Here is a 23,396-nt window from a genome sequence, read left to right as displayed (position 1 = left end):
CGCCCCACCGGCTGGCCCCACCGGCTGGCAGCGCCGCCGGTCAGGCCAGCCGGGCTACCGGGGCAGGGGCGACGGGTCGCAGCCCGCGGCCGGCACGTCGCGGCGCGCGGCCCCGGCGGCGGCTGACGGGACCGTGACCAGGGCGGGGACGGCCTGCGGGCGTCCCCGCCCGGACTCGGCGCCGCCGCGGCGGGCGCGGATGCCCTCGCGCAGCCGGCGCAGCGCGCGGGTCAGGGCCCGGCCGACCACCTCGGCCAGCACCAGCAGCACGACCGCGACGATGCCGTCGGCCCAGAAGTGGTTCGCGGTGACGACGACGACGAGGGTCGTCACGATCGGATGCACGACGATCAGCCAACGCCAGCGGCTCGGGCTGATCCGGATGACCTCGTAGGCGATGAGGAACGCCCAGCCCACGTGCACCGAGGGCAGCGCCGAGAGCTGCGCGGCGACCCCGCCGCCGAACTCGCCGTACACCGACTGGCCGAGCAGCACCGCCTCGTCGACGAAGCCGACCGACGTCAGCATCCGCGGCGGCGCCACCGGCAGGAACATGTGGAACAGGAGCGACGAGCCGGTGAACAGCACGATCGTCGTGCGCACCGACGGGTAGGCGCGGCGGTGGCGGGCGAACACCCACACCAGGAAGAGGTTCATCGCCGGGAAGTGCACCCAGGAGTAGAAGTCGTTCGCGGCCCGCAGCAGGGTCTCGTGGCGCAGCATGAACCGTTCGAGCGTGACCTCGCTCGGCAGGTGCAGCCACTGCTCGGCCCGCCAGATCCACTCGGCGTGTTCGATCCCACCGGCGACGCGGGTCACCCCGAGGATGCGGGCGACCTGCCACAGCGTGAACAGGCCGAGGATGATGCCGGCCTCCCGGGACGCGGCGGCGACCAGCTCGACGCCGCGCCGCGGCCACCACCGGTGCACCACCCGGGCCACCACGGCCAGCGCCAGCAGCGCCCCCGCCCCGACCGCGGCCTGCTGCCACAGCGGCATCGGCGCCCCCGTTCTCGTCCCGTCGTCCTGCGTTCGTCGTGCGTCGTCCTGCGTTCGTCGTGCGTCGTCCTGCGTTCGTCGTGCGTCGTCCTGCGTTCGTCGTGCGTCGTCGTGCGAGGTGCGGCCAGCCACGGCGGCCAGCCCGGTCGGCGATGCGGCCGCCCCGGCCGTCACGTTACGACCCGTTCGCGCCGGATGCCGCCACCGGCCCGCCCACGCCGCGGAACCCGCCGATGCCGACGACGGGCGCGCGCCGCACCTCTTGACGCGATCGTCAGATCATCTAACGTCTTCTCACGTTTGACCGAGATAGACGAATGCGGGAGGTCTGTGATGGCGGAGGTCGGCATCGTGCTCGTGCACGGCGGTCAGCACGCCGGGGACTGTTGGGAACCCACCGTCGCCGAGATCGGGTTACAGGCACCGGGCACGCCGGTCCTCGCCGTCGACCTGCCCGGCCGGCGCTCGGTGCCCGCGGACCTGGCCACGGTCACCGTCGACGACTGGGTGACGAGCACGATCGCGCAGATCGACGCCGCCGGCATCGGCGAGTTCGTCATCGTCGGCCATTCGATGGCCGGCCTGACCGTGCCCGGCGTCGTCGCGCGGCTGGGGCCGACGCGCGTGCGCCGGATGATCCTGCTGGGCGCCGCCGTACCGCCGCAGGGCCGCTCGATCGTCGACACGGTGCCCGGCATCCTGGGCTGGGTCGCCCGCCGCAAGGCCGCGACCGGCCGCCCCGCCGCGCCGATGCCCCGCCTGCTGGCGCGCTACTCGTTCTGCAACGGCATGACCCGCGAGCAGCGGGCGTTCAGCCTGTCCCGGCTCTACGGCGAGTCCACCGCGGTGACGACCGAACCCACCGACCGCACCGGCCTCGACCGCTCCGTGCCCCGCACCTGGCTGCTGACCCTGCGCGACCGCGCCCAGACGCCGGCCACCCAGCGCCGCTCCATCGAGGCGTTGGGCGGCGTCGACGAGATCGTCGACCTCGACACCGGCCACAACGCCATGATCAGCCACCCCGCCGAGCTGGCCCGCCTCCTCCTCGACCGCGCCGGCCACCCCCTCGCCCACCCCACCGCCTGACTGCGGCTGTCCGAGCCCGACGTCATCCTTCCCGGGGAGTCCGACGGTCGACCAGGGCGGCGAGCCACGCCGGGGTGACGTCGGCGAGGCTCGGCACGACGGCGTCGGCGGGGACGTCCGGCGGCCGTGGCGTCGAGGGGACGAGGACGGTCACGCAGCCCGCGGCCAGGCCCGCCGTCGCGCCCGAGGCGCTGTCCTCCAGCACGACGCAGCGCGCCGGCGGCGCGGCGAGCAGCCGGCTGGCCCGCAGGTACGGCTCGGGATCCGGCTTGCCGTGCACCACCTCGTCCCCGGCGACCGACACCTGGAAGCGGGCCGCGCCCACCGCGCCGAGCACGTGGTCCATGAGCACCCGGGCCGACGACGACACCAGCGCCAGCGGCACGCCCTGCGCCGCGAGCGCGTCGAGCAGGTCGACGGCCCCGGGCCGGGCCACGATCGCCCCCGGCGCGGCGAACAGCTCGACGATGCGACCCATGACGAACCGCGCCGCCTCGTCGAAGCGCGAACCGTCCACCCCGAGCAGCGACAGCATGAGGTGCAGCGCGGTGTCCGGGCCGCGGCCCATGAGCGCCGCCTTGATCTCGGGGGTGAACACGCCGCCGAGGTGGGCGGCGAGGTCCTCCTGCGCCCGCGTCCACAGCCGCTCGGTGTCGACGAGCAGGCCGTCCATGTCGAACAGCACCGCGGCCGGCGTCCGCGCTCCACCCGACTCCGCGACGGCAGACGTCATGGGTGGAGCCTGGCACACCCGGCGGCCCCCGCGGGCCTCGATCGCTCCCCCGGCGTGGCCGGCGCAGGTCCCGCCCAGGCGCCGCCGATCCACGGCCCGTCGCAGGCGCGAGCTCAGCGCGGGCCACCGGGCGTCAGGAACCAGCGAACGACGGCCGCGGTGCCGGCCCGGTTGGAGCCCAGATGGTCGACGCCCGCGCCGAGGTCGACGATCGGGGCGTCGACGCCGTGCCCGCGCAGCGCCGCGGCACAGTGCTCGCTGTTCGCCCGGGGCACCTGGGTGTCGGCGCCGCCGGCGTAGAGCCGCACCGGCGCGGGCAGCGGCTGTGGCAGCGACCGCAGGCCCGGCGGCGCGGAGCAGGTCGCGTCGGCCACCGCCAGCGCCGCCGCGAACCGACCCCGTGGATGGCGCAGCAGCTCGGCGCCGCGCGGGGTGAGCAGGGCGTCGATGCTCGCCGGCAGGCCGGCGACGAACTGCTGGCCGGAGTGCTCGCCGTCGAACAGCGCCTCGACCGACGGGTCGCGGAAGACCTCCGCGGGCGCGTCGTACAGGTGGTGCAGCCGGTTGAACGCGACGAGCAGGTAGGCGGTGTAGCCGACGCCGTAGGGCTGTTCGACCCGGCCGGCCAGCAGGGCGGGCAGCTCCACCGAGCGGAAGTCGTAGGCGCCGCTGACCGGCGCCAGCGCGCCGAGGCGCAGCGACGCCTCGGCGCCGGCCTGCAGCGCCGCGCCGAGGCCGGTCGCCGCCGAGGCGCCCTGGGAGAACCCCGTCACCAGGACCCGCGGGTCGACCGTGCGCCCCTGCGCGGCGAGGAACGCCCGGGTGGCGCGCAGCAGGTCGAGCGACGCCGACACCTCGGAGGGCACGTCCATCCACGGATGCGGACCGGGCCCGACGCCGAGGCCGAGGTAGTCGGGGGCGGCCGCGGCGAAACCGGCCGCGGCGTAGGTGAGGGCCGGGGCCTGGCCCCAGCCGTCGGCGGCCAGGTCCGTCGCCGTCGACGGGGCGTCGACGCGGGCGATCTCGGTACCGTGGGTGTAGGAGACGACACGCAGCCGGCGGTCGTCGGTGGCGGGCAGGGCCAGCAAGCCGCTGGCGGTGGTTGCCTGCCCGCGCGGGTCGATCGTGCGGTAGACGAGCCGGTAGGTGACCACGCCGGCGCGCACGACCGCCGGGTCCGCGTCGAATCCGCTCGCGGTCAGCACCGCCCGCACCCGCGCCACGGACAGGACGTCCAGCCGCTCGGACGAGACCACCCCGCCGCGGTCCGAAGGTCCCGCAGTCGGCAACGGCAACCGCAACGGCGATGTCGCGGCGCCGGACGATGCGACGACAGTGGGAGACGCCGCGACGGAAGCCGCGATGGCCCGAGACGCGGTCCCGGCAGACGCGGTCCCGGCAGACGCGGTGGCGCCGGCAGACGCGGTGGCGGGAGCTGCGGCGCTACCAAGGGCGCCGGTGGCCGTCAGCGCGAGGGCGGCGAACGCGGCGGCGGCCGCCCGCCGGTTCCTCGGGAAGCGCCCGGACGGGATGATCGTTTCGTGACGGAGGTGTCTGTCGTGAGGACGTAGCGCCATGTCGATCACGCTAGGGAGCCCGGCGCCCCGCCCCCATCCGGCCAGCGGCCGACCGTGGCGGGGGCCTGCCCCCGTCCGTTTCCTGGGGATGCCCTCACGTGTCGTCTCGAACCCGGCAGGCCGTCACCGAGCCACTGGCCGGCGACGGCCCGCCGGCGAGGTCGGTTCTGCGGTGCGCTGCGCGCGGTCTGGGACGGTGAAACGTCCGCGCCGCACCGCACCGCAGCGCGTGCATCGCAACCCGGCAGGGCGCGCGGTCGGCGCGGCGGCGCGGCGGCGCGGCGGCGCGGCGGTATCGCTACGGCGGATCTGTCCGGCGGGGGGCGGCGGCGCCCCCCGCCGGACCGGGGCGGCCCGCGCGACGGCCGGGGCCGGGCCGCCGCGCGGAGCCGTCAGAGGGTCGGGCCGAGCGCCTTGCCGCACAGGTTGTCCTGCGCGACGGAGAAGGCGCTGCCCGACGGGTTGACCTGCATCAGCGCGAAGCAGGTCGGCGGGCGACCCCGGGTCGCACCGATGTTGGTCGGTTGGATGAGGCCGCCGGCGTCGTAGCGGGTCAGCGTGCGCATCCCGGCGACGAAGGACTGCCGGGTGGGGCAGGGTCCCGAGGCCTGCAACCCGCGCAGGAGCAGGTCGGTGTCGATGTAGCCGATCAGGCCGAACTCCTGCTCGGGGTCGTCGGTCTGCGGCGAGTAGCGCGCCATCACGTCGAGGTAGTGCGCCACCGGGACGCCCCCGGCCTCGAACGGCCGGTAGAACACCGGGACGTACACCCCGGCCAGGTCGGGGCCGTGGCGGCGCAGCAGGCTGTGGTCGTAGCCGCTCATCGACAGCACCACCTTCGGGCTCCCCCCGACGTCGCGGACCGCGCGCAGCACCGGCGGCAGGGCCGTGGGGGTGAGCATCGTGACGATGGTGTCCGCGCCGGAGTCGACGATCTGGCGGGCGACGTCGCTCACGCTGTCCGCGCCGGGGGTGTAGGCGTGGCTGCCGGCAACCTGCACGCCGAGCGCCTGCAGGCTCTGCCCGACCCGCAGGGTCGCGCCGGAGACCCCCGCGGACATCGCGCTGTACAGCAGGAAGGCGGACGTGCCGCCGCGGTCATGGACGAAGCGGCCGTAGGTGTCGATCGGCGCGCCGAGGGTGTTGGAGAACGAGAACATGTTGCCGTACCGCGCCCAGACGTCCTCGGCGGCGAGGCCCACCGTGGGGATTCCCCGGTCGGCGAGGTACTTCGCGCTGCCGGTGGCGGCGACGGTGAACTCCAGCAGGCCGAACGCGCCGCGCTGGTCGACCAGCTCCCGGGCACCGTTGAGGTTCCCCTGGGCGGTGCCGGCGTCGTCACGCCAGTCGTAGACGACCTTCCGCCCGTTGATCCCGCCGGCGGCGTTGATCTCGCCGAGGCGGGCGTCCACACCGGCCCGCAGCCCTGGAAACGCGCCGGCGAGCAGGCCCGAGTCGGGGTAGAGCAGGCCGACCCGGACCTCGTCGGGCGTCACCCCCGGCGCCGCCCTGCCCCCGGTGCAGGACGCCGCCGAGGAGGTCGTCCCCGAGCACCCGGTCCCGACGACCAGCCCCAGCAGGACCGTCGACATTCCCAGTATCGCCGGCAACCTCGGCTTCACCGGAACTCTCGGTCTCGCCGGAGCTCGCACTTTCACAGGCCTGCCCAGTTTCGCGGGCCTGCCCAGTTTCGCAGGCCTGCTCTGTTTCGCAGGCCTGCTCTGTTTCGCAGGCCTGCTCTGTTTCGCAGGCCTGCTCAGTTTCACGGCACAGCGACGCATTCGAAGGTGACCCCCATGCTGACGCGGCGCACCGCCACCACGAACGGCTCCGCAAAACGGTTCGGAATCATTCAGCCAGAATGGTCACTGCGGTCGGGCGGCTTCGGCGCGGAACCGTCGTCGGTGCGCGCCGCCGCCGAGGGGCCGTCCGATCCGGAGCGGAGAAGACGACCACCGAAAGCATTGACCTGTCCAGACTGCCCGGCACGTCTCGGTCGGGCCGCCGCCGGCCGGAACCGAATGCGGTTTCCGGTCGGTGAAACGACAGTACTAAGCCATCCAGCACCTGGGGTCACATTGCGATGACGACACGGCATGGCACGATGGTGCACGGCACCGGGCCCCCGAAGCAATATGCAAGAGAAACGCGGTTCGGGGTGCAACAAGAAGTTGCACCCCGAACCGCGTCACCGGTAATCCGTTTCCAGTTTGTATCCGGATGGTTTCTCTACCCATCCGGTCGACCGTGGACGGTTAGACTTTCCGGTCGATCGCGAAGCCGGCCGGGACGAGGATGTCCTCGGGCGACAGTTCGTGCAGTGACGCATGGCCGAGCCCCAGCAGCGTCTCGCTCACGCCCTGCCGGAGGATCTCCAGCACGTTCGTCACCCCCCGCTCGCCGCCGGCAGCCATGCCGAACAGGGCGGCGCGGCCGATCAGCACCGCACGCGCGCCGAGCGCGAGCGCCTTGACGACGTCGCTGCCGCGGCGGATCCCGCCGTCGAGCAGCACCTCCACCTGGTCACCCACCGCGTCGACGACGCCGGGCAGGCAGCGGATCGACGCCGGGGTGGAGTCGAGGTTGTTACCGCCGTGGTTCGACACCGAGATCGCGCTCGCGCCGACGTCCACCGCGCGGCGGGCGTCGTCCGGCCGGGTGATCCCCTTGATCATGAAGGGGCCGCCCCACTGCTCGCGCAGCCAGGCCAGGTCCGACCAGGTGGGCGGGGGCGTGCCGATCCACTGACCGTAGGCACCGAAGAAGGTCGGCGGAGTGGCCTCACGCGGGCCGAGGTTGGGCACACCGAGGTCGGGCAGCGAGCGGCTGCGCAGCCAGCGGGCGAGATAGCCCGGGCGCAGGGCGACCTGCGGGGCGTAGCGGGCCATCGCCCTGAGGTCGAGCTTCTCCGGGATGAACGGGCTGCCCCAGTCCCGCCGCGAGTCGAACACCCAGTCCAGCGTCACGATCAGGCCCTTGGCGCCCGCCGACCGGGCGCGCTCGGCACGGGCGAGAATCTCCTCGCGCGACCCCACCCAGTAGGTCTGGAACAGCAGCTTGTCGTTGACCGCGCCGACCTCCTCGACCGGCTTGGAGGCGAACGAGGACAGGCCCATCGCCGTGCCCGCGCCGGCGGCGGCCCGGGCGACGGCGACCTCGCCGTCGGGATGGACCGCCTGCACCCCGGTCGGCGAGATGAGCACCGGGAAGCTGATCTGCTGCCCCATCACCGTCGTCGACAGGTCGCGGGTCGCCGGCAGGTCGGCGACGCGGGGCCGGATCTTGAGCTCACCGAACGCGTCGACGTTGTCGTTCATCGTCACGCCGGCCTCGGTCCCGGCGACGAGCGCCTGGTACACCCCCCGCGGCAGCCGCTTACGCGCCCTGCGCTGGGCCTCGGCAACCGTTTCGAACCATGTCCTTGTGCTGGCCATCGCACTCCCACCTCGTCGTGTCCGCCCGCCGCCGACCGGCGAGACGGGCCCCGGATGCCTCGCCCGGCCGGGCAGCCGCGGGTGTCGGGACATCGGACGGCAGGGTCGGGCACGATTTGGCACCGAGTGCCACTATAGCGATGCCGGTGACGGTACGCACCGGTCGACCGGACGGGACAATCCGAGGTGTGCGCCGGCCGTTCGCCCACGAGTTCGTCCTGGTCCTGGCGCCCGGCGGCGACGAGCGCGCGCCCGGCGCCGCGATCACGGCGGCGCTGTGCGGGCACTGGGACCATCCCCCACCGTGCCCGCTGGCCTCCCACCACACCGCGATCGCGAACGAGCACGGGACGCTGCGGCTGCGCACCCTGTTCGCCACCGAACCGGACCGGGCCGACGAGGTCCGCGCCCGCATGACGACCGCCCTGGCCGCCGGTCACCTGCCCGTGGCTCACCCGCCCGGCGAGCCCGCCGCCGCGACACCGCGCACGCGGTGGCGGCTCGTGACAGGCCGGCCGAGCGAGGTCCGCCCGGACGAGGCCGAGCATGCCCGGCGCCTCGTGGCCGGCTGACCGCCGCGGACCGAATTGGCCGAGGGCGCTACGAACGAGGGCGCTACGACCGAGGGCGCTACGACATTCTTCGTCCCCCTCTGCAGTCGTTCGCGCACGGAATCGTGCCGAGGGATGGACACGCTTTTCGACCTGAAAACCGTGCCCAAGCCTCGGCATGATGTGGCCGTGTTCTGGCCGCGTTCTGGCCGGGGCGGCGGCCGGGAGCGCCGGCGGCAGTGGTCGCGCGCAGCAGGCGGAGTCGGTGGACGGCTCCCAGGCCGCGTCGCCGACGGCGATCAGACAGCTCGTCTGCGCCACCCGATCCGGATCCCGTCGGGGCGAGGACGTGGGCACACGCGGTGGTCCCGGCGCTCGGGATCGTCAGGGACGTCGGGCTGACGTCCGACGGCGCGGCGCGGTTGCGTGGAATCCGCATGACCGTGTCACGTGCTCGCGGCGGCGGCGATCGCGCAGCGTGCTGGCGGCTGGTGGGTGTTCGGCGCCGGTCCCCCGCACACCGCAGCAACCACCCTGCCTGCCGTCGCCCTCAGTGACTAGGCGACCGAGGCTCGGCCCGGGCGCCGAACGGTCGCGCCGGCGCGGGGGCCGGGAGGCGGTTCCGCGGAACCGCAAGATCACCAGAGTTGGGTTCGGGCTGAAGCAGTTTCGCACCTCACCGATCACGCACAGTGGCTAGAGTGCGAGGGCTGCGGGCCGCGGGGCAGGCGGGCTGCGGGGCAGGCGCGGCGGGGATCGTCAGGTGGAGGCGTGGCGGCGCGCCTGGCGGAACAGGTCGACGACGGCATCGACCGACCCGACGTCGGTCCAGGTGCGGGCGGCACCGAAGGAGGCGTTCCAGAAGCCGGTGGGAAGGCTCGGCGGCGGCAGCGGCGGGCCGACGTAGGCGTAGGGCGCCGCGAACGCCTCGTCGCCCGGCGACAGGCCGTAGTTGATCTGCCCGGCGCGGATCGCGAGGTCGAAGTGCTCCGGCCACAGCGTGGGCGGGCTCGGCGCGTCGGCGGCGATCTCGACCGACCAGCGGCGCAGCGCGGCGGCGCCCAGGGCGAACCAGTCGGCGAGGAGGCGGGCGGCGTCGGGGTCGATGTCCAGCGGCTCGTCGGGGTGGCAGGGGGTGGCCAGCCGGTAGACCGCCGCCGGGCCGCCCGGTTCGACGCCGGCCAGGTGCGCCGCCTCCCGCAGCGTCGTCAGCGGACTCCGCGCCGTCTCGGCGTCCCCGTCGCGCACGACCAGGTCGGTGCCGGCCACGGCCACGGTGCGCCCGGCGGGACCGAACGCAGGCGTGGCGAACCCGCCGGGGGTGACGGCCAGGCCGATGCGGCCGGTGGCCCGGTAACGCGCCGCCGCGAGGACATGCTCGGCGACGGCGTGCAGCGCGCGGCGGGTCCGGGCGAGTCCGTCGGGCTCGGCGCTGGGATTCGTTGCAGGACCAGGACCAGAACCACGAGCAGGACCAGGACCGGAGGTAGAGCCGGAACCACGAGCAGGACCAGGACCGGAGCTAGAGCCGGTACCACGAGCAGGGGCGGGAGCGGGCGGCGGCAGGGGCCGGGGTTCGGTGCTCACGGCGCCGACCCTCTCGCGGGTCGGCGCCGGGCGCCAGGGCGGCTCGAGCCCGGCCCCCCGGTGACTTGCATTTCGTTAGCCACTATCGTTTCGTACGCCCACCGTTGCAGCCGCAACGGTGTTCCGGCCCGACCGCCCCTGGAGGTCCCGTGACCGCCCCCTCGTCCGAGCTCGCACCGCTGCCGCTCGTCCCCGGTACCTGGACGCTCGACACGGCCCACTCCAGTGTCACCTTCCAGATCCGCCACCTCGGCGTCACCAACGTCCGCGGCCGGTTCGACACGTTCTCGGCGACCCTCGCCGTCGGCGAGTCGCTCCAGTCGGTCGCCGTCGACGCCTCGATCGACCTGGCGTCGATCAACACCAACCAGGCCGACCGGGACGCGCACCTGCGTTCCACCGACTTCTTCGACCTGGCCGCGCACCCGGCGATGACCTTCGTCTCGACCTCGATCTCCGGTAGCGGCGAGGAGTACGAGCTCACCGGCGACCTGAGCATCAACGGCGTCACCAAGCCGGTCACGTTCGCGGTGGAGTTCTACGGCGTCGACACCCACCCGGCCGACGGCCGCGTCCGCTCCGGGTTCTCGGCGACCGGCGAGATCAAGCGCAGTGACTACGGCATCAACTTCAACATGCCGCTCGGTGCCGGCAAGCTCGCCCTGGCCGACAAGGTGAAGATCGAGCTCGACCTGCAGTTCATCGCTCCCTGACCCACCCGCAAAGCCACGCTGCACAGCACCACAGCACCACAAGCCCCAGCACGCCACGGCACCGGGGCCGGCCGGGACGTCCCCGGTCCGCCCCGGCGTTCGCATGCCCGGACCCGGCGTTCGCATGCCCGGACGTCGTGGCTCAGCCGCAACCGGAGGCCGCCCGCGGGTCGGCGTGGACGAGATGCTCCTGCGCCCACAGTTCCAGGGCGTGCAGCGCCGGGCGCAGCGCCTCGCCGCAGGAGGTCAGCCGATAGCGGGTGGCCAGCGGCGGGCCGTCGAGGACCTCGCGCTCCACCAGCCCGGCCTGGGACAGCTCGGCCAGGCGCCCGGACAGCATCCGCTCGCTCACCCCGGGCACCAGCTTCGCGATCTCGGAGAAGCGGGCCGGCCCGGCCAGCAGCGTGCCGATGATCAGCCCGCTCCACCGCTTGCCCAGCAGGGCGAAGACCGGGGTGAGCGCCTGGCAGCTCACCGCGTCCGGCGGCATCGGGACCATGCGGTCATGCTAACGAGCCCGGCGACGACGACCACCCGTTCGGTTGACACCCGTCAACGCGCGGCTCCGGCAGCGGGCAGGCCGGCGGCGGCCGGGTCGAAGCCGGCGAGGGGATCCTCCTGGCAGGCGCTGACCGGCGGCAGCGCCGGGGACAGCACGCTCGGCGCGCGGCCGATCGTCACCGGCACCGGCCCGCTGCCGCCGCGGCGCCCGGCGGCCCGCACGACCGTGCGGGAGTGGTCGACCGACGGCTTCGGCGGGGCGGTGTCCCCTCGGGCGAGCAGCGCGTCGACGCCGTGGCCGACCACGCACTCCGGGTCGGGGCCGTCGAGCGGCAGGCCGGTGAAGAACTTCGCCGCCATGCAGCCGCCCTGGCAGGCGTCGAAGTGCCCGCAGGACGCGCACGCCCCGGCGGACTGCGGCTCGCGCAGCGCCGCGAACAGCTCCGAGGTCCGCCACACCCCGGTGAAGCCGCCGGCGTCGCGCACGTTGCCGGCGAGGAACTCGTCGTGGATGGCGAACGGGCAGGCGTAGACGTCGCCGACCGGGTCGATCAGGCACACCACCCGGCCGGCTCCGCAGAGGTTCAGCCCCGGCAGCGCCTGGCCGTAGGCGGACAGGTGGAAGAAGGAGTCGCCGGTCAGGACGTTCTCGCCGGCGGCGACGAGCCAGTCGTAGAGTTCACGCTGCTGGGCGGCGGTCGGGTGCAGCTCGTCCCACACGTCGGCGCCGCGCCCGGACGGACGCAGCCGGGTCAGCCGCAGCTGGGCGCCGTAGCGGTCCGCCAGCGCGGCGAAGGCGTCGAGCTGGCCGACGTTCGCCCGGGTGACGACGACGGACAGCTTGAACCCGCGGAAGCCCGCCTCGGCCAGGTTCGCCATCGCGCGCACGGCGGTGTCGTACGAGCCGGCGCCGCGCACCGCGTCGTTGATCTCGGCGGTCGCACCGTCGAGGGAGATCTGCACGTCGACGTAGTCGCTGGCGGCGAGCCGGGTGGCGACCTCGGGGGTGATCCGCACGCCGTTGGTGGAGAACTTCACGCCGACGTGGTGGGCGGTGGCGTAGTCGACCAGCTCCCAGAAGTCGGCGCGCACGGTCGGTTCACCGCCGCCGATGTTGACGTAGAAGACCTGCATGCGTTCGAGCTCGTCGATGACCGCGCGGCACTCTGCGGTCGTCAGCTCGCGGGGGTCACGCCGTCCGGAGCTGGACAGGCAGTGCCGGCAGGCCAGGTTGCAGGCGTAGGTGAGCTCCCACGTCAGACAGATGGGAGCGGCGAGTCCGCGGGCGAAGTGGTCGACGAGACGCGCCGGGGCGGCGGAGGTCACGGGGTGCTCCCCTCGACGATCATGGAGGACGCGGCGAGGGTCGCCAGCGCCCGCTGGTAGCGGCCGAGATCCGCGGCGGGCAGCCCGACGGCGTCCGCCGCGGCCCGCGCGCTGGCATGCGCCGGCAGGGCCTCCACCAGCGCCAGCAGCCCGGGTTCCTTGAGGAACGACAGCTTGCGGGTGCCGAAGTGGTAGAGCAGCGCCCCGAACGACTCCGGCCGCACGGACACCTGGGGATGCAGCCGCCAGGCCCGGTCCAGGTCGAACGCGGCGGCGGCCGGCGGGAGGCCGGCCGCGCCGCGCTCGTCCGTCACGTCGGCGCTCAGTAGACGCCGCACATGCCGTCGATGGAGACCTCCTCGACGAGGAGGTCCGCCACGACCGGCTCCGCGGACGCCTCGACGGCCTGGTCGACCTGCACTGACTCCTCCATGAGCACTCCCCATCGCTAGAGCTGACCGGGTCCGGAACCGGTGTCGCGTGGTCCCGCCGCGCAGACGACTGTAATGGCACCGAGTGCCAAAGGGAAGATGTCGGACCAGAACGGGCAGGTCGGCCCGGGTCGAGGTGGGGGGACGGTCAGGCCGGTGGGGGGCGCCAGCCGAGGGCCGGGGCGACGGTGTGCGCCACGTCGTGGAGGACCTGCTCGTAGTCGCGGCGGTCGAACTCGTACGGCAGCTCCACCCGCAGCTCGGTCACCTCCCCCACCGCCGCGTCGGCCCGCAGCCCGTCGAGGATCCGCTGCGCGTCGCCGACGAGGTCGGGGGCGAACAGGGTCCGTCGCTCGCCGTGCGGGCGCAGGGTGCGCTCGTGGCGGGCGGCGGCGTACACCCGGTAACGCTCCCGGGTGGCGCGGTCGGCGCTGTCGAAGGGCACGACGACCCGGCCGAGGGCCACCCGCGCCGGCCGGTCGGCGCCGATCAGGCGGCGGTACTCACGGATGAGGGTCCGCTGCGCGGTCACGAAGTCGTCCGTCCCCTCACCGGACACGATGTTTCCCGAGAGCAGGTTCAGGCCGTTCTCGCCGGTCCAGCGCACCGAGCGCAGGCTGCCCCCGCCGTACCAGAGCCGGTCGGCGAGGCCGGGTGCGTGCGGCTGCAGACGGGGACGCTGGCCGTTGCCCGGGGACTGGATGACGGTGTCGGCGTCGCCGAGACGGCCGCCGAGCAGGTTGTCGCGCAGCCGGGCGATGCGCCCGTAGGACAGGTCGAAACCACGCCAGTCGCCGTCGAAGACGAGGTCGGCGAGCAGCTCGGCGTGCGGCGGGGTACCGGCGCTGAGTCCCACCTGTAGCCGCCCGCCGGACAGCACGTCGGCGAGGGAGAGATCCTCGGCCAGCCGGAACGGGCTTTCGTACCCGATCGGGATGACCGCGGTGCCGAGCTGGATCCGCCGGGTCCGCTGGCCGGCGGCCGCGAGGAACACCGCCGCCGAGGACACCCCGTGCTCGAGGTGCCGCTGGCGGATCCAGGCGCCGTCGAAGCCGAGCCGTTCGGCGAACTCGAACAGCCGCAGGGTGTCCTCCAGGCCCGCGCGGGGGTCGTCGTCCGGATAGTTGCCCGGCGTGAGGAACGACAGCCCCGGGCGATCGCGACCCGCTGACGCTGCCCGCCGGAGAGCTCCGGGGGGCGGCGGTGCAGCGTCGCGGCCGGCAGCGCGACCCGGTCGAGCAGCGCGCGGGCGCGAGCCAGGCGCGAGGCCCGGTCGCCGACGCGGAACACCCGCAGCGGCTCGGTGATCACCTCGGCGACGGAGAACCGCGGGTTCAGCGAGGCGTAGGGGTTCTGGTAGATCAGCTGTGCCCGGCGGCGCAGGGCGCGCAGGCGGGCGCCGCGGGCGGCGGTGACGTCCTCGCTGTCGAAGACGATCCGCCCGGCACCCGGCTCGGCCAGGCGCAGCACGAGCCGGGCCGTGGTCGACTTGCCCGACCCCGACTCGCCGACCAGGGCGACGATCTCGCCGGGGTGGACGTCGAGGTCGACGCCGCGCACCGCCTCGACCGCGCCGCCGCGCGCGGTACGACACCCGCAGCCCACGCAGGGCCAACAGGCCCGCCACGGCCCGGCCCGCCACCGCCGAGTCCGCCACCGCCGGGTCCGCCACCGCCGCGGCCGCGCAGGCCGGTGCGGATCGGCGCAGGCAGGGCGGGCCGGTGGATCGAGGGCGTCGCGGCGTCGGTGCCGTGGCGGCGGCCTGGCGGCGGGCGGGAATGAGGCGGGGAGAGTGGCCGGCGGGTCCGGGACGGCCGTCACGAGGACGGCCGGTCCGCTCAGGCGCCGGGCCGCTCCTCGCGACACCCGCCGGGACACAGGCAGCTGGTGACCCGCTGCAGGTCGATGTGCCGACGCGAGAACATCATGAGCGCGCGGCGGCGTGCGGTCGCGGTGGGGCGGCGGGACGGCTGCGCCACGCTGCCTCCTTCCCCGCGATCGGGGGCCCGGCCCTTCGGACGGACACCGCAAGGACGCAGAGACAACCATGGGCCCCGGAAGCCTGTCAACGGGCTCGAACCTCGCGCAGTCCACCGTCGCGGGCCGCGGCCCGTCCTGGCCCGCGGACCGACTTGTTACCGTCGCTGCCTACGAGACGCGGAGGTGAACACGGATGAGCCGGCCCCAGCGAGGCGCCGAGACACAGCCGCCGGCCCGCACGGCCCGTGAGGTGGTCGAGGCCAAGGAACAGGCGATGCTGGCCGCCTCCCGGGCCGTCGTCGAGCTGTTCGTCGAGCGCGGCACGAACGACTTCACCATCCGGGAGCTCGCCGCGCACGCCGGCGTCTCGGAGCGGTCCTTCTACCGCTACTTCCCCCGCAAGGAGGACGTCGTGCGGCCCTTCCTGACCGCGGGGGCCGCGCGGATCGCCACCGAGCTGACCGAGCGGCCACCCGGCGAGCCGCTGCAGACCTCGCTGGCGGTCATCTGGGCCGCCTCCTGGGCGGCCACCCACGTCGAGCAGCTCCGGCAGCTGTACCGGGTGCTGCGCACCTCCGAAGGCTTCCGGGCCCAGTGGTTCCAGATCATGGCCGACAGCGAGCGGCTGTGGGCGGACGCCATCGCGGCGCGGCTGGGCCTCGACCCGCGCTCCCACCAGGCCGCGTTGGCCGCCGCGGTGGTCTCGGCGGCCGCCCGGCTGTCGACCGTGGACTACGGCGAGGCGGGCCACGGCGAGAGTCCCGCCGAGCTGTTCGCCACCGCCCTGGCGATGGTGGGTCCCGGGCTGTTCACCGCCCCCGGCTCACCGCCTCCGGCCCCGGTCCGGGAGAGCACGGACGCGGGGAGGGCCTGACAGGGACGGCGGACAGGGACGGGGGATGAGAGGTCAGGCCGCCGCGGCCCGGATGCCCCGCAGGACGGCCTTCGCCTCGGCGCCGGTCGCCACCGGCCGGCCGACCTCGGCCGCCAGCGCGGCCGCGGCCTCGACGGTCTCCCGGTTGGTCATCGGGTTGAGCCCGGCCATGTCCTCGATGCCGACCCGGAGATGGCCGCCGCGTTCCAGGGCGTAGCGGGCCAGCTCGGACTCGAGCAGCACACCGCCCTGGATGCTGACCACCCACGGCAGGGTGGAGCCCGCCATCATCGACAGGTACATGTCGAGGGACTGTCTGGTGGGGGGCAGGCCGAAACCCGCGGTCGGCGCCCCGTTGATCAGGTACTGGCCGCCGAAGTACAGCTTGATGACGGAGCCGGCCGGGAACATGCCCCTGGCCTCGTAGGCGAGGGTCCAGCGCAGGTTGCTCGGGTCGTAGATCCCGATGCTCAGCGCGGCGCCGGTGCGACGGGCGAACGCGACGACCTCGTGCGCGGCCGCGTAGTCGGCGCCGCCCTGCCGGTGGCGCGACGGCAGCCCGTCCTCGTCGAGCACGGCGAACTGCGTCAGCCCCGGGTCCAGCGCCGCCATGGTGAGCAGGCCGGCGTGGGCCAGCGCCGGCAGGTGGGCGTTCTTCTCGGCCATGACCTGCTCGCCGCGCAGGTAGTCGTTGTAGAGGCAGGCGTGCGGGAAGGTCGCGAGCACCTCGCGCTGGATGCGCAGGACCTGGGCGACGGCCTCGTCGCGGGTCAGCCGGAAGTTGTGGTGATGGTGGATGACGCCGGCCCCGGCGGCCAGGGACTGCCGGGCCTCGTCGATGAGCTCCTCGGTGGTCTGCAGCTGCCGGCCGTCGCGCAGGGGGGAGATCGCCGCCTCGAGGACGACCGGAGCCGGATGGGACGTGGGAGTCATGGCCACTCTCCTTCAGTTCACGAAGGATGGTGACGCTAGCAGCCCATGGCAGTTTCTGCCATATGTGCCGCCCGGTGCCCGGCCGGCGGGCGGCTGCTCAGGCGCCGTGGCGCCGGCCGCGGGCGGCGAAGCTGCGCAGGGCGCGCAGGAAGTCGATCTCGCGGAACGCGGGCCAGTAGGCCTCGCAGAAGTACAGCTCCGAGTAGGCGCTCTGCCAGAGCAGGAAGTTCGACATCCGCTGCTCGCCGGAGGTCCGGATCACCAGGTCCGGGTCGGGTTGCCCGGCGGTGTAGAGGTGGCGGGCGATGTCGTCCATCCTCAGCGAGGCGGCGGCGTCGGCGAGGGAGTCGCCGGCCTCGGCGCGTTCGTACAGGTGCTCGCGCAGCGCCTCGATGACCTCCTGCCGCCCGCCGTAGCCGACGGCGAGGGTGACGTGGAACCCGGTCGTGACGGTGCGGGTCGTCTCGACGGCGTCCTTGAGCACCCGCGCGGTGCTGTCGGGCAGCGCGTCGAGCATGCCGGCGAGGTGGACCTGCCAGCGGGCGTCGGGCCGGGCGAGCCGGTCGCTGACGACCTGCTCGATGACCTGCATGAGGAAGGCGACCTCGGCGTCGCCGCGGCGCTGGAGGTTCTCGGTCGAGCAGACGAACACGGTGACGTGGCGGATGCCGACGGCCTCGCACCAGGACAGCACGTCCTCGGCGTGCTCGGCGCCGTAGCGGTGGCCCAGGCTGGGGTTGGCCAGGCCCATCTCGCGGGCCCAGCGGCGGTTGCCGTCCATGACCAGGCCGACGTGGGCCGGCAGCGGGCCGGCCATGACCTGCCGGCGCAGCCGCCGGCTGTAGAGCGCGTAGAGAAGAGGACCCGGCGTCATGTGTACTCCCCTACGGTCGACGTCCGCGCGCGGCGCGGCTCGACTCCCGGCCGGTACCGACCGGGATGGTGACGATACCCGCCCAACGTGACCATCGTCCGGGGCGGGTTCGCGACCAGGGGGGATCAGCCCAGCCCCCGGTCAGCCCAGCCAGCCGGTCAGCCCGGCGCCGCGTCAGCCCGGCGTGCCGGTCAGCCCGGCGGCCTCGGGCGACGGCGGGAGGAACCGGCGGACGACGTCGTCCACCACCGCGGCGTAGGGCCGGTCCAGCCGCCCGCGCGCCCGCATCTCCAGGTAGCGCACGACGACGGCGTGGATGGCCAGCGCGTCCCACTCCGGCTGCGCGGCGGGCAGGCTGCCGTCGGTGCGCCCGGCGGCGAGGACCTCCGCGAGGATGCCCCGGTGCTCGGCGTAGATGTCCTCCAGGGCGTCGGCGATGCCGACGACGAGACCGACCTCCGGGGTCATGAACGTCCGCCCGTCCCGGCTGGCGCGTTCGTCCCAGCCGATCGCGAGCAGCTCCTCGATCCACGCCACGGCGGCGGCCCGGGCGTCGCCGGCCTCGCGCACCGCCGCCCGCAGGCTGTCGCGCACCCCGGCGGCGGCCTCCCGCTGCATGGTCAGGACCAGCGCGTCCTTGGACGGGAAGTGCCGGTAGAAGGTGCGCCTGTTCACCCCGGCGCCGCGCAGGATGTCCTCCAGCGGCGTCGCCGCGCGCCCCTCCCGGCCGATCAGCCGGTGGGCGGCACGGATGATCGCGCGACGCTCCCGCTCGGCGCGGTCCGGGTCGTCGGCGGCAAGCCGGAGCACCGCCTCAGCCACTGGGGCCCATCCCGCCGGCACACCCCTTCGCGCTCGTCCTGACCGGTTGCCCGCACCGGCCACCGCACGACGGCGTCGACGGGTCGGCGGCGCAGCCCGCTCAGGTCGGATGATACGGGAGACCGGATTCGCCGATCGCCGACCAGGCGCCGCACGGCGCACCCGGCCGCGTGGCCGAGCAGGTCACGTGTGTGAGCAACCTCTGACGCGTCCGTCACCGTTGCGTCGGCCCGCTCTCCTACACTGGGCTGACCATGGGCGACTCCACCTCCGCGGAGATCGTCGACGAGGGCGCGGCCCCCGACGACGATCCCCGGGACCTGCAGGTCGAGCCGGCCGGCACCGAGACCGCGGCCGGCCGGTTGGGCTGGCGCGCGGCGCGCACCCGCAACGCGATCCTCGACGCCTCCAAGAAGCTGTTCCTGGAGCGCGGGTACGCCGGCACCCGCATCAACAACATCACCGACGCCTGCGGCATCTCCCGCGCCGGTTTCTACACCTACTTCCGCGACAAGCGGGAGATCTTCGACACCCTGGGCCAGGCCACCTTCCGTGAGCTGCTCCAGGTCATCGCCGAGTGGGAGACGATCCCGCGGCCCTGCACCCGGGCCGACGCCGTGGCCTGGGTGTGGAAGTACTTCGCGTTCATGGACCAGCACGGCGCGTTCATCCTGTCGGCGCAGTCCGGCCCGGCCGACGAGAGCGTCGGCGCGGCGAGCAACAAGATGCAGATGCGGGTGGCCTGGCTGCTCGGGGTGCACCTGCGGGGTCGCCAGCGCACCCCGACCGACGCGCCCGAGGCGCTGGGCCTGGCGGTGCAGTCGATGATGGACCGCACCTGGTACCACTGCCACGCCCAGCACCTGCCGGTCGACGACGCCGACGTCGTCAACACCATCGGCGGGTTCATCACCGCGGTGCTCGAGGCCTGAGCCCCGGCGCCGTCACACTCCCGACACCGTCACACCCCCGGCGCCGTCACACCCCCGACGGCGCCGCCGGCGGCCCCGCGGGCACCGACGGGACGGTGGCGACGCGGTCGCCGTACTTCTCCCGCACGGCGGCGAGGCGGCGGCCGAGGAACTCCTCGGGCCACGCCGGGTCGTCGGCCTCGTAGTGCCGCAGCAGCTGGCGGGCCAGGTTGACCTTGTGCGCCTCGGTGGGCCCGTCGGCGAGGCCGAGGGCGAGTCCGGTGGTGAACATGTCGACCAGCGGCAGCTGCTCGGTGATGCCGAGCCCGCCGTGGACCTGGATCGCCCGCAGCACGATCGACTGGATGACCTTCGGGGTGAGCACCTTCAGGGCCGCGATCTCGGTGCGGGCGGCGTGCTCTCCCTGCGTGTCGATGAGCCAGGCGGCGTGCAGCACGGCGAGGCGGAACGGCATCAGCTCGGTGTAGGAGTCGGCGACGAACCCCTGCACGAACTGCTTGTCGGCCAGCGAGCTGCCCTGGGTGAACCGGCTGCGCGCCCGCTGCCCCATCATGTCGATCGCCCGCTGGGCGACGCCGATCGCGCGCATGGCGTGGTGCAGCCGGCCGCCGGCCAGCCGGGACTGGGCCACCTCGAAGCCGCGCCCCTCCTGGCCGAGCAGCGCGTCCGCCGGCACCCGCACCCCCTCGTAGCGCACGAGGGAGTGGCCCGGCTCGTGGCGGTGCGCGCCGTAGACGTGGTGGCTGTCCTCGATCACCACGCCCGGGGTGTCGCGCGGGACGAGGAAGGTCGACGCGCCGTGGTGCACGGGGACGTCGGGATTGGTGATCGCGACGATGATGAGGAACGAGGCCACGGCGGCGTTGGACGACCAGTACTTGCGGCCGTCGATCACCCACTCGTCGCCCTCGCGACGCGCCCGGGTGGTGAACACCCGCGGGTCGGCGCCGCCCTGCGGCTCCGTCATGGAGAAGCAGGAGAAGATCTCCCCGGCCAGCAGGGGCGCCAGGTAGCGCTCCTTCTGCTCCGGGGTGCCGAAGCGGGCGATGATCTCGGCGTTGCCGGTGTCGGGCGCCTGGGTGCCGAACACGATCGGCCCCCAGTCGGTGCGGCCGAGGATCTCGTTGAGCAGGGTCAGCTTCACCGCGCCGAAACCCTGCCCGCCGAGCTCCGGGCCCAGATGCGGCGCCCACAGGCCCTCGTCACGCACCCGCTGCTTGAGTGGGTCGACGATCTTCCGCCGTTCGTCGTCGAGGGGCAGGTACTCGCAGCCCGGGAACAGCACGTCGAGCGGGGCCACCTCGTCGCGCACGAACGCGCGGACCCACGCCAGCTTGGCCTCGAACTCGGCATCGGTCGAGAAGTCCCACGCCATGGCTATCGTCCTCCCAGCATTCGCGTTTCCTGCCGGCACCCGTGCCGGCGGCGGCTTCGGCGACGGTGGCGGCTCACGGGATGCCGCCGTCGACCCGCAGGGTCGCGCCGGAGGTGTAGCTGGACGCATCCGAGATCAGGTACAGCGCGGAGCCGACGATCTCGGGCGGGTCGCCGGCGCGCTGCAGCGCGTGCGACTTCGCCGCCTCGGCGACGGCGTCGAGGTCCCAGTGCCGGCTGACGTCGGTGTAGAACGGGCCGGACATGAGGGTGTTGACGCGCACGTGCGGACCGAGGGCGAGCGCGAGGCCCTCGGTGAGCGCGTTGAGGCCGGCCTTGGCCGCGGCGTAGGGCAGGATCGCCGGCGTCGGGCGGATGGAGCCGGTGGAGCTGACGTTGACGATGCAGCCGCGGCCCGCGGCCACCATCCGCTCCCCCACCAGCACCGACAACCGGAACGGACCCTTGAGGTTCAGGTTGACGACCGCGTCGAACAGCTTCTCGTTGACGTCGCCGAGGGTGTCGTACAGCGGCGACATCCCGGCGTTGTTGATCAGCGCGTCGACCTTGCCGAAGCGCTCGTAGGCGGCGTCGACGAGGCCGGGCAGCTCGTCCCAGCGCCCGACGTGCACCGCGTAGGGCAGGGCCTTGCGGCCGGTCTCGGCCTCGATCTCGGCGGCGGTGGCCGTGCAGGAGTCGAGGTCGCGGCTGGCGACGACGACGTCGGCCCCGCAGCGCGCCGCGCCGAAGGCGATCTCCCGACCGAGCCCGCGGCTGCCGCCGGTGACGAGCACGACGCGGTCGGTCAGGTCGAACAGGGTGTCGGCGTATCCCATGGTCAGCCTCTCCGGGCCGGCAGCGAGCGGGCGAGGTCGGCGGCGGTGGCCAGCAGTTGCAGCACCAGCGGCCCGAACGTCTCGACCTTGGGGTCGACCGTCCCGCCGCCGGTGAAGGCCGCATAGCTCTTTTCCAGCACCACGCCGAGCTTCCAGTTGGCCAGCACCAGGTAGTAGTCGATGTCCGCGGTCGAGCGTCCGCTCACCCGCTCATAGTGCTCCAGCAGCTCGGCCCGGCGCGGCATGCCGGAAACGTCGAGGTAGAAGCCCTCGGTGCGGGGCTCGTCGCCGTCCCAGCCGAGCAGCGCCCAGCCGAGGTCGAGCAGCGGGTCGCCGACCGTGGTCATCTCCCAGTCGATGATGGCGGCGAGCCGGGCCGGGGCGCCGTGCTGGAACATCACGTTGGCGAACTGGTAGTCGCCGTGCATGATCCCCGGTTCGAAGGTGGCCGGCCGGTTCGCCCGCAGCCAGGCCGCCGCCTCGTCGAGGCCGGGCAGCTCGCGGAAGCGGTAGGCGCCGAGGAACGTCAGCCAGCGGTCGACCTGGCGGTCGTGGAAGTTCTCCGGGCGGCCGAACCCCTCCAGCCCGCGGGCCCGCCAGTCGACCCGGGACAGCTTCGCGATGCCGTCGACGAGCTCGAACGCCAGCCCGCGGCGGGCGGCCGGGTCGGTGTCGAACGGGGCCGGCCAGGTCGCGGTCGGACTCCAGCCGTCGATGGCCCGCATGACGTAGAACGGCATTCCCAGCACGTCGCCGGTGGGGTCGCCGGCGACGAGCTCGGCGTGCGGCACGTCCGTCCCGCGCAGCGCGCGCAGCAGCCGCAGCTCCCGGCGCAGCCCGTCGACGCGAGACGCGCTCGCCGCCGCCGGGGGCATCCGCAGCACCGTGCGCTCGCCGCCCCGGGTCAGCGAGTACAGCTCGTTCTGCGAACCGCCGGTGAGCCGTTCGATGACGGGCAGCTCGCCCGCCCCGGGCACCTGCTCGGCGTCGAGCCAGCGGGCCAGCCGGGCAGCGTCGAGCGCCACGCCCTGCCTGGCTGGCTCAGTCGGGTTTCCCATCCGGACCTCCTCGTCGACGGGAGCGGGACGCTGCGCAGAATAGCATTCTGGTCCCCTCAGAACCAGATTCTGCGACATGGCCGGATCCGGCCCCGCTCCGCCCGCGGCGCACGGCACACTGGCAACCATGGAGTCGACCCGACTGGAGTGGGACGGAGCGCCCGCGTCCGTGCGCGCCGCCGTCGATCGGGCCCTGCGCCGCCACCAGCGCGACGCCCTCGACGAGCTCGAGCAGATCCTCGACGCCGCCCTGCGGGTGGCGGTGCGGGTCGCGCCGGCGGAGCCGCGGGTGAGCGACATCGTCGCCGAAGCCGGCACCTCCAACCAGACCTTCTACCGCTACTTCGCCGGCAAGGGCGAGCTGCTGCACGCCGTGATGGAGCGCGGCGTCCTACGGGTCCGCTCCTACCTGACCCACCAGATGGCCAAGGAGGCCAGCCCCGCCGACCAGGTCGCCGCCTGGGTGCAGGGGCTGCTGACGCAGCTCACCCTTCCCGAGATCGCCACCCAGAGCATTGCGATCAGCCGGCTCACATTGCGTTCGGGCGGCCCCGAACCGGGGCGGTCCACCCTCGACAACCAGCTCGGCGAGCTGCTGGTCACGCCCCTGGCCGCGGCCGGGCGCCCCCACCCGGAGCTGGACGCACGGGCGATCCTGGACGTGGTGCTCGGCGCGCTCGAGCGCCACGTCGCCACCGGCACGGGACCCGACACCGTGGAACGCGACCATCTCGTCACGTTCTGCACGGCCGTCGCCGGGCCGGCCTGACCC

25 protein-coding genes and 1 pseudogene are annotated in these 23,396 nt (G+C 73.9%); 7 read left to right on the top strand and 19 right to left on the bottom strand.

The window, feature by feature from the left end; translation table 11 throughout:
• Positions 1 to 54: 54 nt before the first annotated feature.
• Positions 55 to 999 (bottom strand): phosphatase PAP2 family protein, encoded by a 945-nt coding sequence (locus FRAAL_RS15670; RefSeq protein WP_011604727.1) that lies wholly within the window; start codon positions 997 to 999, stop codon positions 55 to 57.
• A gap of 333 nt (positions 1,000 to 1,332) precedes the next feature.
• Between FRAAL_RS15670 and FRAAL_RS15665 the strand changes: the two genes are divergently transcribed.
• On the top strand, positions 1,333 to 2,088 hold the full coding sequence (locus FRAAL_RS15665; RefSeq protein ID WP_041939363.1) for an alpha/beta fold hydrolase: 756 nt from the start codon (positions 1,333 to 1,335) through the stop codon (positions 2,086 to 2,088).
• 22 nt (positions 2,089 to 2,110) lie between these two features.
• Here FRAAL_RS15665 and FRAAL_RS15660 read toward each other — a convergent pair whose 3' ends face one another.
• The 4 genes from FRAAL_RS15660 to mftD all read right to left on the bottom strand — a co-directional run bounded on the left by FRAAL_RS15660 (position 2,111) and on the right by mftD (position 7,832).
• Complete coding sequence (locus FRAAL_RS15660) at positions 2,111 to 2,821, bottom strand: HAD family hydrolase (RefSeq protein ID WP_011604725.1); 711 nt, start codon at positions 2,819 to 2,821, stop codon at positions 2,111 to 2,113.
• A 113-nt stretch (positions 2,822 to 2,934) separates the two neighbouring features.
• Positions 2,935 to 4,077: an alpha/beta hydrolase gene (locus FRAAL_RS15655; protein WP_011604724.1), complete on the bottom strand. Its 1,143-nt coding sequence runs from the start codon at positions 4,075 to 4,077 to the stop codon at positions 2,935 to 2,937.
• 713 nt (positions 4,078 to 4,790) lie between these two features.
• Positions 4,791 to 5,990: an ABC transporter substrate-binding protein gene (locus FRAAL_RS15645; protein ID WP_041939361.1), complete on the bottom strand. Its 1,200-nt coding sequence runs from the start codon at positions 5,988 to 5,990 to the stop codon at positions 4,791 to 4,793.
• 663 nt (positions 5,991 to 6,653) lie between these two features.
• Positions 6,654 to 7,832, bottom strand: a complete 1,179-nt coding sequence (gene mftD / locus FRAAL_RS15640) for a pre-mycofactocin synthase MftD (RefSeq protein ID WP_011604720.1) — start codon at positions 7,830 to 7,832, stop codon at positions 6,654 to 6,656.
• Between the two features lie 188 nt (positions 7,833 to 8,020).
• Between mftD and FRAAL_RS15635 the strand changes: the two genes are divergently transcribed.
• Complete coding sequence (locus tag FRAAL_RS15635; protein WP_231861016.1) at positions 8,021 to 8,404, top strand: hypothetical protein; 384 nt, start codon at positions 8,021 to 8,023, stop codon at positions 8,402 to 8,404.
• A 738-nt stretch (positions 8,405 to 9,142) separates the two neighbouring features.
• On the opposite strand, the gene FRAAL_RS15630 is transcribed toward FRAAL_RS15635, so the two are convergent.
• Positions 9,143 to 9,652, bottom strand: a complete 510-nt coding sequence (locus FRAAL_RS15630; RefSeq protein WP_197537197.1) for a hypothetical protein — start codon at positions 9,650 to 9,652, stop codon at positions 9,143 to 9,145.
• 467 nt (positions 9,653 to 10,119) lie between these two features.
• Between FRAAL_RS15630 and FRAAL_RS15625 the strand changes: the two genes are divergently transcribed.
• Positions 10,120 to 10,683: a YceI family protein gene (locus tag FRAAL_RS15625; RefSeq protein ID WP_011604715.1), complete on the top strand. Its 564-nt coding sequence runs from the start codon at positions 10,120 to 10,122 to the stop codon at positions 10,681 to 10,683.
• Positions 10,684 to 10,825: 142 nt separating this feature from the next.
• On the opposite strand, the gene FRAAL_RS15620 is transcribed toward FRAAL_RS15625, so the two are convergent.
• The 5 genes from FRAAL_RS15620 to FRAAL_RS15600 form a co-directional block, all read right to left on the bottom strand.
• Positions 10,826 to 11,182 carry a winged helix-turn-helix transcriptional regulator gene (locus FRAAL_RS15620; RefSeq protein WP_011604714.1) on the bottom strand — a complete coding sequence of 119 codons (357 nt, stop codon included), beginning with the start codon at positions 11,180 to 11,182 and terminating at the stop codon, positions 10,826 to 10,828.
• A 53-nt stretch (positions 11,183 to 11,235) separates the two neighbouring features.
• The gene (gene mftC, locus FRAAL_RS15615) at positions 11,236 to 12,510 is read right to left on the bottom strand and encodes a mycofactocin radical SAM maturase (RefSeq protein WP_011604713.1); all 1,275 of its coding nucleotides are present in this window, start codon (positions 12,508 to 12,510) and stop codon (positions 11,236 to 11,238) included.
• Positions 12,507 to 12,824, bottom strand: coding sequence for a mycofactocin biosynthesis chaperone MftB (mftB, locus tag FRAAL_RS15610; protein WP_011604712.1), 318 nt, complete (start codon positions 12,822 to 12,824; stop codon positions 12,507 to 12,509). The genes mftC and mftB overlap by 4 nt, the downstream gene beginning before the upstream one ends.
• A gap of 8 nt (positions 12,825 to 12,832) precedes the next feature.
• On the bottom strand, positions 12,833 to 12,943 hold the full coding sequence (gene mftA, locus FRAAL_RS15605; RefSeq protein WP_041940585.1) for a mycofactocin precursor MftA: 111 nt from the start codon (positions 12,941 to 12,943) through the stop codon (positions 12,833 to 12,835).
• A gap of 146 nt (positions 12,944 to 13,089) precedes the next feature.
• Positions 13,090 to 14,019 (bottom strand): LLM class flavin-dependent oxidoreductase, encoded by a 930-nt coding sequence (locus tag FRAAL_RS15600; protein WP_231861705.1) that lies wholly within the window; start codon positions 14,017 to 14,019, stop codon positions 13,090 to 13,092.
• Here FRAAL_RS15600 and FRAAL_RS36370 point away from each other — a divergent pair.
• A complete protein-coding gene (locus FRAAL_RS36370) occupies positions 13,954 to 14,112 on the top strand; it encodes a hypothetical protein (protein ID WP_231861777.1) in 159 nt (52 codons plus the stop codon). The genes FRAAL_RS15600 and FRAAL_RS36370 overlap by 66 nt on opposite strands.
• 35 nt (positions 14,113 to 14,147) lie before the next feature.
• Here the strand turns inward: FRAAL_RS36370 and FRAAL_RS33070 are convergent.
• Both FRAAL_RS33070 and FRAAL_RS33060 read right to left on the bottom strand, forming a co-directional pair.
• Positions 14,148 to 14,501, bottom strand: a pseudogene (locus FRAAL_RS33070) (ATP-binding cassette domain-containing protein); the annotation flags it as partial.
• A 278-nt stretch (positions 14,502 to 14,779) separates the two neighbouring features.
• Positions 14,780 to 14,920: a putative leader peptide gene (locus FRAAL_RS33060; RefSeq protein ID WP_157892112.1), complete on the bottom strand. Its 141-nt coding sequence runs from the start codon at positions 14,918 to 14,920 to the stop codon at positions 14,780 to 14,782.
• 194 nt (positions 14,921 to 15,114) lie between these two features.
• Here FRAAL_RS33060 and FRAAL_RS15595 point away from each other — a divergent pair, with 194 nt between their 5' ends.
• Positions 15,115 to 15,795: a TetR/AcrR family transcriptional regulator gene (locus FRAAL_RS15595; protein ID WP_011604707.1), complete on the top strand. Its 681-nt coding sequence runs from the start codon at positions 15,115 to 15,117 to the stop codon at positions 15,793 to 15,795.
• A 33-nt stretch (positions 15,796 to 15,828) separates the two neighbouring features.
• Here the strand turns inward: FRAAL_RS15595 and FRAAL_RS15590 are convergent, their stop codons facing one another.
• From FRAAL_RS15590 to FRAAL_RS15580, 3 genes are all read right to left on the bottom strand, one after another.
• Positions 15,829 to 16,728 carry a 3-keto-5-aminohexanoate cleavage protein gene (locus FRAAL_RS15590; protein WP_157892111.1) on the bottom strand — a complete coding sequence of 300 codons (900 nt, stop codon included), beginning with the start codon at positions 16,726 to 16,728 and terminating at the stop codon, positions 15,829 to 15,831.
• A gap of 97 nt (positions 16,729 to 16,825) precedes the next feature.
• Positions 16,826 to 17,602, bottom strand: coding sequence for a polyprenyl diphosphate synthase (gene uppS / locus FRAAL_RS15585; protein ID WP_011604705.1), 777 nt, complete (start codon positions 17,600 to 17,602; stop codon positions 16,826 to 16,828).
• 174 nt (positions 17,603 to 17,776) lie between these two features.
• Entirely contained in the window at positions 17,777 to 18,424 is a 648-nt protein-coding gene (locus FRAAL_RS15580) for a TetR/AcrR family transcriptional regulator (RefSeq protein WP_050997139.1), read from the bottom strand.
• Positions 18,425 to 18,678: 254 nt separating this feature from the next.
• On the opposite strand from FRAAL_RS15580, the gene FRAAL_RS15575 reads away from it, so the two are divergent.
• Positions 18,679 to 19,356 carry a TetR/AcrR family transcriptional regulator gene (locus FRAAL_RS15575; protein WP_011604703.1) on the top strand — a complete coding sequence of 226 codons (678 nt, stop codon included), beginning with the start codon at positions 18,679 to 18,681 and terminating at the stop codon, positions 19,354 to 19,356.
• A gap of 46 nt (positions 19,357 to 19,402) precedes the next feature.
• On the opposite strand, the gene FRAAL_RS15570 is transcribed toward FRAAL_RS15575, so the two are convergent.
• The 3 genes from FRAAL_RS15570 to FRAAL_RS15560 all read right to left on the bottom strand — a co-directional run bounded on the left by FRAAL_RS15570 (position 19,403) and on the right by FRAAL_RS15560 (position 22,624).
• Complete coding sequence (locus FRAAL_RS15570; RefSeq protein WP_011604702.1) at positions 19,403 to 20,731, bottom strand: acyl-CoA dehydrogenase family protein; 1,329 nt, start codon at positions 20,729 to 20,731, stop codon at positions 19,403 to 19,405.
• Positions 20,732 to 20,804: 73 nt separating this feature from the next.
• Positions 20,805 to 21,566 carry an SDR family NAD(P)-dependent oxidoreductase gene (locus tag FRAAL_RS15565; RefSeq protein WP_011604701.1) on the bottom strand — a complete coding sequence of 254 codons (762 nt, stop codon included), beginning with the start codon at positions 21,564 to 21,566 and terminating at the stop codon, positions 20,805 to 20,807.
• Positions 21,567 to 21,568: 2 nt separating this feature from the next.
• Entirely contained in the window at positions 21,569 to 22,624 is a 1,056-nt protein-coding gene (locus FRAAL_RS15560) for a phosphotransferase family protein (protein WP_011604700.1), read from the bottom strand.
• 76 nt (positions 22,625 to 22,700) lie between these two features.
• Between FRAAL_RS15560 and FRAAL_RS15555 the strand changes: the two genes are divergently transcribed.
• Positions 22,701 to 23,393, top strand: a complete 693-nt coding sequence (locus FRAAL_RS15555) for a TetR/AcrR family transcriptional regulator (RefSeq protein ID WP_011604699.1) — start codon at positions 22,701 to 22,703, stop codon at positions 23,391 to 23,393.
• Positions 23,394 to 23,396: the final 3 nt, after the last annotated feature.

Origin of the sequence: Frankia alni ACN14a (assembly GCF_000058485.1) — a bacterium.
Taxonomy (GTDB): Bacteria; Actinomycetota; Actinomycetes; order Frankiales; family Frankiaceae; genus Frankia; species Frankia alni.
Note: the sequence above shows the minus strand (reverse complement) of the source record. Positions and strands in the feature narration are given on the sequence as shown.

Bases quoted from the DNA above. Each gene is read 5' to 3' on its own strand.
- FRAAL_RS15670 (WP_011604727.1), bottom strand. From the start codon at position 999: ATGCCGCTGTGGCAGCAGGCCGCGGTCGGGGCGGGGGCGCTGCTGGCG.
- FRAAL_RS15665 (WP_041939363.1), top strand. From the start codon at position 1,333: ATGGCGGAGGTCGGCATCGTGCTCGTGCACGGCGGTCAGCACGCCGGG.
- FRAAL_RS15660 (WP_011604725.1), bottom strand. From the start codon at position 2,821: ATGACGTCTGCCGTCGCGGAGTCGGGTGGAGCGCGGACGCCGGCCGCG.
- FRAAL_RS15645 (WP_041939361.1), bottom strand. From the start codon at position 5,990: ATGTCGACGGTCCTGCTGGGGCTGGTCGTCGGGACCGGGTGCTCGGGG.
- mftD (WP_011604720.1), bottom strand. From the start codon at position 7,832: ATGGCCAGCACAAGGACATGGTTCGAAACGGTTGCCGAGGCCCAGCGC.
- FRAAL_RS15620 (WP_011604714.1), bottom strand. From the start codon at position 11,182: ATGGTCCCGATGCCGCCGGACGCGGTGAGCTGCCAGGCGCTCACCCCG.
- mftA (WP_041940585.1), bottom strand. From the start codon at position 12,943: ATGGAGGAGTCAGTGCAGGTCGACCAGGCCGTCGAGGCGTCCGCGGAG.
- FRAAL_RS15595 (WP_011604707.1), top strand. From the start codon at position 15,115: ATGAGCCGGCCCCAGCGAGGCGCCGAGACACAGCCGCCGGCCCGCACG.
- FRAAL_RS15590 (WP_157892111.1), bottom strand. From the start codon at position 16,728: ATGACTCCCACGTCCCATCCGGCTCCGGTCGTCCTCGAGGCGGCGATC.
- uppS (WP_011604705.1), bottom strand. From the start codon at position 17,602: ATGACGCCGGGTCCTCTTCTCTACGCGCTCTACAGCCGGCGGCTGCGC.
- FRAAL_RS15575 (WP_011604703.1), top strand. From the start codon at position 18,679: ATGGGCGACTCCACCTCCGCGGAGATCGTCGACGAGGGCGCGGCCCCC.
- FRAAL_RS15570 (WP_011604702.1), bottom strand. From the start codon at position 20,731: ATGGCGTGGGACTTCTCGACCGATGCCGAGTTCGAGGCCAAGCTGGCG.
- FRAAL_RS15565 (WP_011604701.1), bottom strand. From the start codon at position 21,566: ATGGGATACGCCGACACCCTGTTCGACCTGACCGACCGCGTCGTGCTC.
- FRAAL_RS15560 (WP_011604700.1), bottom strand. From the start codon at position 22,624: ATGGGAAACCCGACTGAGCCAGCCAGGCAGGGCGTGGCGCTCGACGCT.
- FRAAL_RS15555 (WP_011604699.1), top strand. From the start codon at position 22,701: ATGGCCGGATCCGGCCCCGCTCCGCCCGCGGCGCACGGCACACTGGCA.